Source organism: Paenibacillus validus NBRC 15382, assembly GCF_004000985.1.
Lineage (GTDB): Bacteria > Bacillota > Bacilli > Paenibacillales > NBRC-103111 > Paenibacillus_G > Paenibacillus_G validus.
Genome location: NZ_BIMH01000017.1, coordinates 1 through 12,860, shown reverse-complemented (window position 1 = coordinate 12,860; position 12,860 = coordinate 1). Strand labels below are relative to the sequence as shown.

The window sequence follows — 12,860 nt, the reverse complement described above, 5'->3', positions numbered from 1 at the left end:
AGGTGGGTCTTCATGAACATATGTAATTATATGCATGACGATTTGTTTTATCAAAACAGGTCGGAATTATTTTATACTGTTCTCCAGTTTATTCTTTACGGATCGAGCTTGCTTTATATGACTGGTAACGGGCGGTATTTTGGCACGACAGCCATTGTCAGTTCTATGTGGAGGATTAATATTATGAGTACTGGTACCCTACCTCGAGTAAATGAACGATTATTTTTTTTCGATAAAGAGGTAATCGTTGTGAAAGTATTTTCTATTTTTCAATTGGCAGAAATTCGTTACGCTTGCTCACTCGCTACATTTATGGTTGATATAAAAGTTTTGCGCCAAGAAGCAGATAAAAGTAGTTCTATCTCTATTAAGTTATTAGGTGGTACAGATAAATGATCTTAAATTTTATTGAAGGACCTTTAAACGGTGATTCTTGGGAAAGTCTAATTACCTCTTGTTACAGGATGAAATACCAAGATGAGCACTTCACCGAAATTCCAGCAGTTCATGGAGGTGATGCTGGTATTGAGGGATTTACACGTCATGGAAGGGTTTATCAATGTTATTGCCCTGAACGTGAGTATTCTGATGATGAATTGCACGATCATCTAAGAGATAAAATGACAGCAGATATAAACAAATTGATATCGCCCAAATATGCCAAAAGATTAAAGGAATTGGGTGTGCCCAAAATAAAAGAATGGCATTTTGTAATTCCTCAGTACAGGGATTCAAGAATTGTTACACATGCAGAGACTAAACGTAAAGAAGTGCTTCTGAAGAAAGAATCCGAACCAAATAATTATGATTATATAGATGATGATTTTGTAATAGTCATTAAGCAAGCAGAAGACTTTAAAGTGGAAATATCTAAAATCATTCGAACAACATTGACGGATATGCAACTTAACTTTGCAATTTACCATACTACTAGTCCCGACTGGTCGAAATGCGATTCTGAGAAAGCCGGCAATATTAAAAGAAAGGTTAAAGCAGTAATGGGAGATGTTGAAGAGTCTGATGAGGATTTCAATGATATTGTTAATACTTACATAGATTCCTACATTAAAGGCATTGAAATTCTAAGAATATTACGTGTTTCTTACCCTGAGGTCTATGAAGAAATTTACATGCTGGAGCAATCGTATAAAAAGCAGGTATCCCTAAAAACTAAAATGAATACAGACAGTTCAATTAACTCTAAGTTATTTTTCGAAATACTCGATGATTTTCAGAATAAGCTAGAACAACAGTTTAAATATCTTACAACTGCATCAGTAATGGAATTAAAAATTGATCTTATTAGCGGGTGGCTTGCTGATTGTTCGATGCAGTTTAGAAGTAGGTGAACTGGGATAATGCTAGAGAAAAATTTTCTAATTGCGGATGAGATATTGTTTGATGCGAAGCCCGATGCAGTACCGTACAACTATAGAATTAGTTATAAGTTGGCACAACTTTGCTTAATTCTTGAAATGTGCTGTGGCCGTGGAGGGTGTTCATTGTTAAAGTTGCATATGATTTCAATCGGTCTTAGTACAAACAATGACATGGAGAAATTAAGTGATTTCGCTAACGATAGACTAACCAATTATACTATAGTGAGATTTGATCCAGCAGTAAACCATGCTGTAAAGTATGCACTTGCTGAAGAACTGTTCTTTCAACAACAAAATGGTTTATTTCGTCTGACAAAGAAGGGTAAGGCCTACGTAAAGAAAATTATTAGAAACACAGATTTATTAAGTAATGAAAAGCGGTATTTATTCACCTTGTCAAATAAACTAACAGAAGAAAAAATTAACAACCTCACTTCGCTTTGGAGGTATTCCAATGTTGAGAATTAGAAGATTGAAAACTGAAATTAAGACAAGTAACGGTGTGTTTGGATCTGACGATAAATTCACTGAAGGTCTGAATTTTATTGCAAGTGAAGATAACACCTGTGGAAAGAGTTCAATAATAGCTGCAATTTATTACTGTCTTGGTCTTGAAGAAATAATTGGTGGTCGCGGTGAGAAAGTCCTGACATCAGTGTATAAAACTTCTATTGAAGAAGGAGAAAGCGTATGGCCAGTACTTGAGTCAGGGGCATATTTGGAAATTTCAAATGGTAAAGACGTGATTACAATTTACCGGGCAGCTAAGATGGAAAATAGAGATAGTAAACTGATTACGGTGTGTCACAGTGAATTAGACGATATCGGAAAACCCAATATATTGTGCGAAGATATGTACGTACATATGCCCAATTCAGCAGTTAACAAAAAAGGATTTCATAGCTTCTTAGAAACATTCTTACATATTGAATTACCGTTAGTACCAGCTTCTGATGATGCAATTAGAAAGTTATATTTGCAATTAATTTTCTCAGGGATGTTTATTGAACAGAAGCACGGATGGGCGGATCTCTTATCAGGAATGCCTGTTCTCGGAATTAGAGAGTCCAAGAAACGGGTATTAGAATTTATTTTGCGCCTAGATACTTTGGAAAATGAAAAGAAAAAGGATTACCTTCGGACATCGGAAAGTAACATTAAGCATAAATGGGAGTCCCTTGTAAAGGAATTAATCATTTATACAAATAGGGAGTCATGTACAATAAGTGGGCTTCCAGCAAGCCCGAAGTTGCTGTCCGAGGATGATTTCTCAAAAATCCTTATTAGTAAGGATAATGACAGTATAGAGGAATATATTGAAGACCTTAACGAGCAGTATAAAGAATTGGGGCTTATGAAGCCCAAAATCATCGATAATTTTGATGAGATTCAAGAAGAACTAAATGAGACTGAAAATTCAATAGACCAATTCGAAAGCGAGCTTCATAAACATAGAGATATGTTGCTTTCAGAAAATAGCAGTATTGAAAGATTAGCTAGTAATCTGGAAATAATCGATTCTGATATTAGAAATAATAAAGATGCTGCACGTCTTCGAGATCTCGGTTCTGAATTGAATTTAGCTACTTCGAAGGATCTTTGTCCTGTATGTAGTCAAGCTATTCAGGATACTTTGATTCCAGATTCAAGTCATATGCAGGTCATGAGTATTGATGAAAACATTAGGCATTTGAACGCACAGAAAGAGATGCTAGAATTTGCCCGAAATAGTCATAGACAAAATAAAGAGAAATTGCAGGGTAAAATAACTCAATTGGAAAATAGCTTATTTAAGCTTCGTAGTTTAGCTAAATCGTTACGCAGCGATCTTTATTCGACGAACGATAATATGTCAGAATCTATTGTTTATAAGAGATTGCAACTTGATTCCGAAATAAACAATCTCAATAAATTGTGTGATTTTTTATCAAGCCAGAAACTGAAACTAAAAGAGCTATCGGATGACTGGAAACAATATCTAACAGAAAAATCCGGATTGCCAAGTAAAAAGTTTACGGACTTGGATGAGGAAAAAATAAAGACATTAAGAAATCATTTTATTAACAATCTGAGGCAATTTGGTTATAAAAGTATTCTCAACTTAAATCAAATAGATATCTCTTTAGAGTCATATCTACCCGTAATTGAAGGATTCGATATGAAATTTGATTCTTCAGCAAGTGATAATATACGAGCGATATGGGCTTTTATACTGGCATTACTCCAAACATCTAATGAAAAAGCAGGAAATCACCCCGGAGTATTAATCTTTGACGAACCTGCCCAGCATAGCATCGTTATTAATGATATGGAGCAATTTTTTAATTGTATTATCAAGTTGAAAAAGAGTCAGGTCATTGTTGGAATTACGATAAAGGATAGCGATACACGTCAAGCAATAAGTAAATTACCTTCGGAAGATTATAATTTAATTAGAGTACCCAATAAAGCTTTTCGAAAGTTCGAATCAGAAAGCGAATAGCAAATATCTAGAATCCCCGGGGAATTTATAACTAAGTTCAATCCAAAACCAGAATGAATGAGGGATTGAATGTTCTCGTTATAATAATCGTTCCGGGGATTTAGCTTGTTCAGGAGAATTGTCAGCACTTACAACTTATGTGCTTCGTCGGTGACGTAATACCGCCATTAACGTAAGCGCTTGTGAGTCAGACTCGACCACAGCGTAAAGAGTCTAACGCTACTGAACGGCGGTAATGCATTAAACCAATAAAGTCTGTGCCTATTTATCTCGACAGAGTAGCAATACCCCTTTCACGTCTGGCATCAAAAGAACGTATCCTCGTGTCTCGTTTTCCTTAGCCCCCTCGCCTTTTTCTTAGAAAACGCTCTCCGATCTGATCGATAGTTTTGCAACCAAGGTCCGATTTTGCATTGAAAATGAAATGAATATTAGAGGGACACTATTCAACCCCTCATTGATCCTTGAAAACTGAATAAAATCTTATCCGGTACGTTCCCCGCATGACCTGAAAGGAAAGCCAGATTGCAGGCGCGCCATGACCATTTTGCCGGTTCTTGTTTCTACATGCCCTGAAATCAGAAGCGGTAAACTGCGAGCGATTTTGCCCATGCAATGAAAAATGGTGGTGCTATTTATGGCGAAGACCCATGCGGAGGGATAATGATACTTCCGTCCAGCCACAGTTCAGCGCAATGGGGGCGGCTTGCAGCGATCCTGGAAGAGGTTTGAAGCCTATGAGGACGGCTAACCACTGTCCGCCGGATAGGATATTTGAGAGAAGCAACCAAAACAGAGGCGAAAACAGAGATGCGCACATACGGTTATGTTCGTTGCGCATCTCTGATTTTCAGCTTTGATGGATTAATGGGAGGTTATTATGAACCATAAACTCATCCGGTACAGCATGCAAATAGCTATGATAAGACAGTTACTGGCTTTATCTTTGATTACCGAAAACGAATTTCATTTGATAAAGAACAAAACGATGCGGGATTACGGCATCATTTCGGACCTTACTTCTTGATTCGCACATTTGTCGGTTCGCCCATCTCTTATTAAACTGATGGCGAGTAAATAAGAATGGAGGACAACACCATGGCTCTTGAAGTGGAAGTGATTAAAGCAAGTCGGAAAATATCGGATCGCAACGCCGGAAAGTTATCGGATGTTCTTCGCGTCGCCCCTTATGCCCGCGTAAGTACCGACACTGAGGAGCAATTGAACAGCTACAAATCGCAAGTCGCATATTATACCGATCTCGTAAGCAAGCGCAGCGACTGGATGCTTGTCGATATTTATGCGGACGAAGCCATAACCGGGACACAGGTAACGAAGCGCGAGGATTTTCAGCGCATGATTAACGATTGTATGGATGGGAAAATTGATATGATCATCACAAAGTCTATCTCCAGGTTTGCAAGAAACACGCTGGATACGTTGAAATACGTCCGAATGTTGAAGGAAAAGAACATCGCCGTATTTTTTGAAGACGAAAATATCAATACGCTGACGATGGACGGCGAATTGTTGCTTGTCATTCTAAGCTCCGTAGCGCAGCAGGAAGTGGAGAATATCTCCGCCAACGTGAAAAAAGGTTTGAAAATGAAAATGAAGCGCGGCGAACTGGTGGGCTTTCAAAGTTGTCTGGGATACGATTACGATGTGAATACGAAACAGATAACCGTTAATCAAGAAGAAGCCGAAATCGTCCGCTATATTTTTGAACGATACTCATCGGGAATCGGCGCTTACGTTATTGCAAAGGAACTGACTGAGGCGGGACATAAAACCAAGTACGGAAGAGTCGAATGGCAGGACACAACCGTTCTTGGTATCATAAAGAATGAGAAGTACAAAGGCGATTTGTTGCAAGGAAAGACATTTACCGTCGATCCCATTTCCAAGAGAAGATTGGACAATTACGGCGAGGAAGATCAGTTTTATGTCAAAAATCATCATGAGCCGATTGTCAGCGAGGAAGTTTTTGAAAAGGCGCAGGACATATTGCATCGAAGAGGCGAGAATCGCCGCCGCGGCGCAAAAGGCAAGCGGGACAAGTACAGCAGGAAATTTGCTTTCAGCAGCAAGTTGGAATGTGCTTTCTGCGGAAGCAATCTCTCGCGGCGGAACTGGCACAGCGGAACCCCGCATGAAAAGGTGATTTGGCAGTGTGTGACAGCCACGAAAAAAGGGAAGAAATACTGCTCTCTCAGTAAAGCCTTGGAGGAAAAGCTGATTGAGGGTGCTTTTGTCGAATCGTACAAATTGGTGTGCCGCAACAATTCGGATGTGCTAGACGAGCTTATGAAAAGAATGGAGTCCGTGTTTAGCGACCAGAATAATCAAAAGCGACTGAACAAAATTATCAGCGATATTCAGGCTACGGAGCAAAAACGTTGCAAACTGATTGATTTGTGCCTGGATGAGAAAATAGACAGGGCTACTTACGAACAGAAGTATGCGGAGCTCGATACTTCGCTTACTAAATTGCTCGAAGAAAAGGAACAGTTAGAGCAATCCGCGCAAGATGAAATTGACTTGGGAAAACGGCTTGAACATTTTCGCAAAGTGCTTCAAACGAATGAGCTTCTGACCGCATTCGACCGGAACGTATTCGAAAGCATTGTCGATAAAGTGATTATTGGGGAGAACCCCGATCAAGGTAGTCCCGAGCCGTACAAATTGACCTTCGTCTATAAAACCGGCTTTCATAACAGCATCCAAAGCAAGATGCATAAGCAAAAAAAGTCCATGCGAAGTGAAAGGGGGAAAGTGCATTCCTATTCCCAGCACAACACATGTGGAGTGCGTAATATTGATGGAATGGAGGGGCGAGCCTAATTAAAGGCTACGCCCCCTGTTTTAGTGGGTTTTGGAAGTTGTAACTGATTTCGATTGAACCGTCTTCGTGAACGTCCACACGGTTAATCATCTTGTGAATCATATCCCTCAGGATTTCCTCGTTGCTGACGTCTAGGGCGGCGAACTTCATTAACTCCGCCTAAATGCCAATACACGCGATTCTGTATCGTATTCGTGGGCGATTTCGGTTTGAAGACGTGCCGCCCGTTCCTCTAGTGCTTGGCGTTCGTTGCTGACTGCCGTACAGCATGCATCGAACATCTCTTTTTTAATATCGCCAGTAGTCCAATTCCTCGTAAGCTGAACAAGTTCCTTATCCAATTTGCTAATTTCTCGTTGAACCTTTTCAAGTTCCTTAGCGGCATTGTTTTTCTTTATCCCTGCTCGTTGAATTGTTACATCTACTAGCGATTGCATATTCAGAGAGTTATCAAGCAAGTCCTTTAGATTAGCAAGGACAGCTTTCTTTAGTACGTCATGCTTGATGATATGCGAAGAACACTTTTTAGCTGTGTTCTTCTGATAAGTTGAGCAGACGTAGGACTGACGGTCATTCTTGAAGTTCATTCCTGCTCCACAATCCGCGCAGAATGCTACCCTTGCGAATAACGATTTACGCCCCCTGCCCCTGAACACTCGAACGGCTTTTTGCTTCATTTTCTCCTGAACGGCTTCAAACATCTCGCGAGTAATGAGCGGTTCATGTTGGTTAGGAATGACTATCCATTCGCTTTCCTCAATTTTATGCCGCTTCTTGTATCCCTTCTCTTGAAGGAACTTCTTATTCTTAACGTCAACTTTGGAACGCCCCTGAACCAAATCGCCAATATAGTGTCGGTTAGTTAGCATCAAGCGGATAGATGAATCATACCACTTTTTTGTGTTCTTTCTTGAAGGAAGTACGCCTAATTCATCATTCAAGTAGTTGGCTATTGCTTGAACGCCCATCCCTTTGTTTAGGTAGAGGTCGAATATTAGCTGTACCGTTAGAGCATGAACAGGATTCGGAACTAACTTCCCCGGCTTTACTTTGTCATAACCGAAGGGCGGCGTACCGTGAAAGATGCCGTTACGAGATTTTACAGCAATGCCCCAACTGACGTTATACGATGTGTCTTCGCTTTGCCGTTGATTAACTATCGAGATGACCGTCAATTGAAACTCATCTTTAATCTCGCCTTCTCTTGAAGAATACAATTTAACGTTGTGACTGTTTAGCGTTCTGACTATGTTAATTGAGTCCGAGGTGTCCCTAGACAATCTTGATAGAGCCTTTATCAGAACAACGTCGAAAAGTCCTCGTTCGGCATCTTTCAGAAGTCTCTTCAATTGATGGCGTTGGGCGGTACTCGTACCAGTTATGCCTTCATCGGCATAAATATCAACGAGTTCCCAACCTTTGTCTTTTATATAGTTTTCAAAGTGCGAGACTTGACTTTCAAGGCTATCCTTCTGACTGTCGAGAACTGTACTTACTCTTGCATAGATGGCACATCTCATGCGCATTCTCCCCCTTTGGAAGCATGTTTTTGAGATGTGACAGTATTCGCTTGATTATTATGGTAAGACTGCTCAATCAGCGTGTCAACACGAGATTTCAAGAGTTCAAGCATGAGGTCTTGAATGTTGTTTTCATTGGCGAATTTGCAAGTTACTTTCATATCGTCTACCCCTCCTTGGCGTTCGCAGTAACAATCGCGCCAAGGTCTGAAATAATTGCGGTGGAATGCTTAAAATACTTTGACATCGTTATGACCTGAATTATGCATTGTGGTAAACACTACTATTTATGAGATTTCCTGATGCCATCTCGGAATTAACTAATTGTGACGTAGCAATAAAGTGCAGATTACGTTGAAAAAAGGTAAGCTTCGTTCTCTTGTTGGTCTAATGATTTGATTTGAATAGGTGCTTCCTCAGTATTGTATTTCTATTATCAAACGCCTACATTCCCTTGTTATTTTTATCAAATGGCTTCTTATATTAGAAATGATTCAAAAATCCAATGAAAGGGGCTGATTTCGATAGAACGCCTTTATTCGCTAAAGCAAGTAGCGGAAGTATTGTCGCTATCGTATGCGACCGTTTACAGGATGGTAAACGACGGAACACTACCAAGCACAAAAGTTGGCGGCTCGATTCGCGTAACCCAAGAAAGTCTGAGGAAATTCATAGTGGAAAATACCAAAGGGGGTAACTAAAAGCATGTACGATGTAGAAAAGTATCTCGGTCGCCTATATTCGGCAGAACAAACTGCTGAACTGCTGAATATTGAAATGGTTACTTGTTACAAATGGCTTCGTGAGGGGCGCATTAAAGCTATGAAGCTATCAGGTTCGTTATGGCGTATTAGAGAAGCCGACTTGATAGACTTCATTGAAAAGGCAATCGAGGAAGGGAGACGGTAAGCATGAAAACATATTGGACGCTATCGAGTATCGCCCATAAGCTGACCGCAAACAGCCGTAGTCGCATCGTTACTGAGGATTCGCTAATGAGATGGATACGTGAAGGTAAGCTTAACGCTGAGCGCCTTACAGGAAACGTAAGAGGTCACGGAAAGTTCCCTTTCCAAGTCGAAGAACAACAATTGAAGGCTGACCTTCATAAGCTAGGCTTCGATGCTGACGTGCTCTTTCCTTAGTCAGTGTAGCCGTCTGAATGACCGAACGCAAATGAACACAAAAAGCCCCTGCTTGAGTCAAGAGCAGGGGCGGAACTAAGGACGTGTCCTTATTATAAGCACTTCCTTTCGCAACTAAACGCCTTCATGCAACGATTCTTAGGTTGTGAGGGTTATTTTTTTGCCCTTAGCTGTCGCTAACTTATTCCAACTCTAGGGGGACAGAACATGAAAGAGATTTACAGCCGCAAAGAAGCTGCTAAAGTCGCAGGAGTGAGCCCTAGAACGATTCTAAGGGCAATACACGCTCGTCAGCTTGACGCTGTGAAGATAGGCGAGGGTAAGACTTGCTCTTACATGATAAGCCGAGAAGCCGTTGCAGAGTACGTCCATAGAAGGGGATGCAGATAATGGCGGATAGATTCATACTGTACCAAAACGGATTCTACTCCCTTCCGAACGAAGTAGCATGTTGTAGCCGCCTGACAGGCGACTCATTAAAGTTGCTTGGGCTTATTACCAATCGCGTCAATACCGCAGAAAAACAGGGTAAAGAACTGAAAACTGTCGCAATGTCGAGACTTCTGCTAAAGAGAGTATTCGGGAACAGTGTTGACAAGACAGTAAAAAACTACGCAAAACGGTTGAAGGAACTTGGTTTCATCGAAACCTATTCCCTACAAGGTGGAGACGGTGGGGAGTTCGTATTCACTATCAATGACCGCCCTGTGAATAATCCTTATGTGCTTTTGAGTCGTATCGAAAATGAATTGATTGCACTTACCGAATTACAGACAGGACTTGGAGCAGATACCTTGTTAGATGCCTTCACATCTGCTATTCAAGACGTAGAACATGATTATGTCGTCAGACTTAAGAACGCCGCTGAGAACGAGCGTCAGGCGATTCTAACGGAATACAGCAATTATCTGAGGGAAACCCTTCAATGTAAAGGAATGGCGAGCGTAGGTAAGTGCTTACCTAAATCAAAGAACAAAAAAAGCAGTCCTTTACCGAAAGATACCGTCTTGCCTGAGGACGTGCAGTCATGGTCATATCCTGAATTTGTGAATCACTTCCTCCAAGAGTACCATAGAGTTACAGGAAAAAATCACGCCGCTAAGAGTAGTAAGACTGGAAAAACGGTCGAGGATTGTATTAAAGACTTACAGCACCATTATCGAGACCATGAGAATGCTGAGCGTAAGCCGATGATGAAAAGGCACATTGAAGCGTTCTTCATAAACTATCCGCCGTCTGAAAAAATCTCTCCGACAGCTTTTCTAATGGCGGATTGTGATGCTCTCTATAATGTCCAACGCTACCTAGAGACCGGAAGCAAACATACCCCGTATGAAGAACGGTCATTTAAGGACAGAAAGGGCAAAAGTCTAGAAGAAATTAGAGCACAACAAGCACGAGAAACCAAGCAGGAGTACATGGGCAAATCAGAAGATGAATTTATAGAAAGGCTCATCTCAAGAAAGCGTAGAAAACTGTAACGATTTATGAGAAGGAAAATAAATTCCATACACAAGGAAATATTTTTCCCTGTAATTGGAATTTATTTTCCACCTACTCGAATATTTAAGGAATTATCTTTCCCTCTCTTGTTCGTTTTCCGTAAGTAGCACCTAAACATTTTGCTTCCCTAAGAAAGTACATATAAGAATAATAAAGAACTGAGAACAAGTAGTACAGCACTACGGGGAGGATAAGTTCAAGGGTTATGAAATGCGGCGGATTAGGAGAAGAAATAATTTACTGTGATTTCATTAACTTTTCTAATCTCCTTCTTTCCGATTCCGCCAAGTGCGGCACAGCCGCCTTTATCATGGCTTTTACTGAGCCGAAGCGTTTACCAGTAAAAGGACAGATAAAGTTGGGTTTAACCTCTAATTGTGCTGATTCAACGCCCATGGGGAACAGTACCCTTAAGAAAACCGCTCTCGCCCCCTCTAATACCTCAGGGGCGGCTGATTCTTCAAAGTTCGCAAAGATTGACCAATATTCCTCCGCTTCCTTCCTCTTTAATCCCTGATACTCCCTATGATTTGTGTTACTTGATTCAGAATGAATCTTGGTTTCTTTTATGATTGGAGTTACCTTATACATAAGGCTCTGAATGTATGCCGCAACCGTTGGTTCGCCCGATGATTCAATCTGATTCCATTGTTCTTCGGTTAGAGTCAGCGACACTTTACGAGTTATCCCCTGTGCTTTACGTCCTGCACCTGCACGTTTACCACCGCGCGACATAGTTTACACCACCTTTTGAAAATAGTTACCTAAATCATAAAATAAAATATAATTACTGTCTATGCTTATTGCAACTACTCAAAGGGTTACCACGATATTTATTGTGTAAGGAACATAAACCACGAGAGGGGTAACACGATGAGTAAAATTATTGACTATGACGATTCGCCTTATCAAGTCCAAGAACTTCTGTCTAGCGACAAGCCATTTGAGCAGTACAGTACCATTCTCCACTGCATCTTTAATGGTTGGATGGATTTGTACGAGAGGGAAGACGGCTCTTATTACGTAGCAACACGAGTATCTTCACATAGTGCAGAGCACCCTGATGAAATACTTAAACGGATGCATAACGCATTATACGGAAGTGATGCTGTATTCCTCAAATGTCTAGAAAAAGGGTATCTTGATTTAGTGCCCAACGATGATACTAAGATGTGGTGGCTATTCAAATAACTGCCGATTGAAGTAATTGAATACTGATAGCAATAAAGAACCTTGTCAACCGCGCAGGGTTCTTTTTATTTTTTTATATTCAGTACGAAAACGATTATTTATGAAACGATTACGCAATATGAAAAAAATAAAGTTTTTAAATCCCTAGTTCGGTACGAAAGTCGTTCCAAAATCATATTTACGAAAACCTTCGTTTATGGTACTGTTCTATTAAAGTCGAAGAAGGGAATGATTGTGAATTGAAAATCGCTTACGCTAGAGTATCGACCGCCGACCAATCTCTTGATCTTCAGATAGATGCTTTGAAGAAGTATGGGTTTGAAAAGATTTATACAGAGAAGGCAAGTGGCGGTAAAGATGACCGCCCGGAACTAGCGAAAGCACTGGACAACCTTCGCCCCGGCGATACATTCATCGTTTACAAGCTTGATAGGTTAGCACGTTCAACTCAAAAATTATTTGATGTATTATTTCAATTAAATAAAAATGGCATCGAGTTCGTAAGCCTATCCGATAAGATAGACACTAGTACAGCCGCAGGAAAGGCACTGTTTGGTATTATGGCGGTATTCGCAGAGTTTGAACGGGACATTATTCGTGAACGTACACTTGCAGGGTTGGAAGCTGCTAGAGCGCGTGGACGCAAGGGTGGTCGCCCTGCTACTGATAAGAAAAAACTAGACAAAGCAGTAATGCTTTACGAAAGTGGGAGCTTTACAATAGCTCAAATTGAAGAAATGTCGAGTGTGAGTAAAGGGTCTCTTTACCGAGAACTGAACCGGAGGAGCAAAAAAA

At 40.6% G+C, this 12,860-nt stretch carries 14 protein-coding genes; 11 read left to right on the top strand and 3 right to left on the bottom strand.

Annotated elements, in window-relative coordinates:
• The first annotated feature begins 183 nt into the window (after window positions 1-183).
• The 5 genes from PVA01S_RS13245 (at window position 184) to PVA01S_RS13220 (ending at window position 6,705) form a co-directional block, all read left to right on the top strand.
• Window positions 184-396 carry a hypothetical protein gene (locus PVA01S_RS13245; RefSeq protein ID WP_127608012.1) on the top strand — a complete coding sequence of 71 codons (213 nt, stop codon included), beginning with the start codon at window positions 184-186 and terminating at the stop codon, window positions 394-396.
• Window positions 393-1,349 carry a hypothetical protein gene (locus tag PVA01S_RS13240; protein ID WP_127608011.1) on the top strand — a complete coding sequence of 319 codons (957 nt, stop codon included), beginning with the start codon at window positions 393-395 and terminating at the stop codon, window positions 1,347-1,349. Before PVA01S_RS13245 ends, PVA01S_RS13240 begins: the two co-directional genes overlap by 4 nt.
• Window positions 1,350-1,358: 9 nt before the next feature.
• Window positions 1,359-1,847 carry a hypothetical protein gene (locus PVA01S_RS13235; protein WP_127608010.1) on the top strand — a complete coding sequence of 163 codons (489 nt, stop codon included), beginning with the start codon at window positions 1,359-1,361 and terminating at the stop codon, window positions 1,845-1,847.
• Window positions 1,834-3,861 (top strand): coiled-coil domain-containing protein, encoded by a 2,028-nt coding sequence (locus PVA01S_RS13230; protein ID WP_127608009.1) that lies wholly within the window; start codon window positions 1,834-1,836, stop codon window positions 3,859-3,861. The genes PVA01S_RS13235 and PVA01S_RS13230 overlap by 14 nt, the downstream gene beginning before the upstream one ends.
• A gap of 1,098 nt (window positions 3,862-4,959) precedes the next feature.
• On the top strand, window positions 4,960-6,705 hold the full coding sequence (locus tag PVA01S_RS13220) for a recombinase family protein (RefSeq protein ID WP_127608008.1): 1,746 nt from the start codon (window positions 4,960-4,962) through the stop codon (window positions 6,703-6,705).
• A 150-nt stretch (window positions 6,706-6,855) separates the two neighbouring features.
• Here PVA01S_RS13220 and PVA01S_RS13215 read toward each other — a convergent pair whose 3' ends face one another.
• A complete protein-coding gene (locus tag PVA01S_RS13215) occupies window positions 6,856-8,226 on the bottom strand; it encodes a recombinase family protein (RefSeq protein WP_164751822.1) in 1,371 nt (456 codons plus the stop codon).
• Complete coding sequence (locus PVA01S_RS26615; protein ID WP_164751821.1) at window positions 8,223-8,387, bottom strand: hypothetical protein; 165 nt, start codon at window positions 8,385-8,387, stop codon at window positions 8,223-8,225. The genes PVA01S_RS13215 and PVA01S_RS26615 overlap by 4 nt, the downstream gene beginning before the upstream one ends.
• A gap of 354 nt (window positions 8,388-8,741) precedes the next feature.
• Here PVA01S_RS26615 and PVA01S_RS27720 point away from each other — a divergent pair, with 354 nt between their 5' ends.
• From PVA01S_RS27720 to PVA01S_RS13190, 4 genes are all read left to right on the top strand, one after another.
• The gene (locus tag PVA01S_RS27720; protein WP_127608072.1) at window positions 8,742-8,927 is read left to right on the top strand and encodes a helix-turn-helix domain-containing protein; all 186 of its coding nucleotides are present in this window, start codon (window positions 8,742-8,744) and stop codon (window positions 8,925-8,927) included.
• A gap of 4 nt (window positions 8,928-8,931) precedes the next feature.
• The gene (locus PVA01S_RS13205; RefSeq protein WP_127608006.1) at window positions 8,932-9,135 is read left to right on the top strand and encodes a helix-turn-helix domain-containing protein; all 204 of its coding nucleotides are present in this window, start codon (window positions 8,932-8,934) and stop codon (window positions 9,133-9,135) included.
• A gap of 443 nt (window positions 9,136-9,578) precedes the next feature.
• Window positions 9,579-9,761, top strand: coding sequence for a helix-turn-helix domain-containing protein (locus PVA01S_RS13195; protein WP_127608004.1), 183 nt, complete (start codon window positions 9,579-9,581; stop codon window positions 9,759-9,761).
• Window positions 9,761-10,852, top strand: a complete 1,092-nt coding sequence (locus PVA01S_RS13190) for a hypothetical protein (protein WP_127608003.1) — start codon at window positions 9,761-9,763, stop codon at window positions 10,850-10,852. The genes PVA01S_RS13195 and PVA01S_RS13190 overlap by 1 nt, the downstream gene beginning before the upstream one ends.
• A gap of 259 nt (window positions 10,853-11,111) precedes the next feature.
• Here PVA01S_RS13190 and PVA01S_RS27235 read toward each other — a convergent pair whose 3' ends face one another.
• Complete coding sequence (locus tag PVA01S_RS27235) at window positions 11,112-11,609, bottom strand: hypothetical protein (protein ID WP_244932947.1); 498 nt, start codon at window positions 11,607-11,609, stop codon at window positions 11,112-11,114.
• Between the two features lie 138 nt (window positions 11,610-11,747).
• Here PVA01S_RS27235 and PVA01S_RS13180 point away from each other — a divergent pair, with 138 nt between their 5' ends.
• Window positions 11,748-12,065, top strand: coding sequence for a hypothetical protein (locus PVA01S_RS13180; RefSeq protein ID WP_127608002.1), 318 nt, complete (start codon window positions 11,748-11,750; stop codon window positions 12,063-12,065).
• Window positions 12,066-12,304: 239 nt separating this feature from the next.
• Window positions 12,305-12,860 (top strand): recombinase family protein (locus PVA01S_RS13175; RefSeq protein WP_164751819.1); only part of this gene is annotated, 556 nt, incomplete at its 3' end.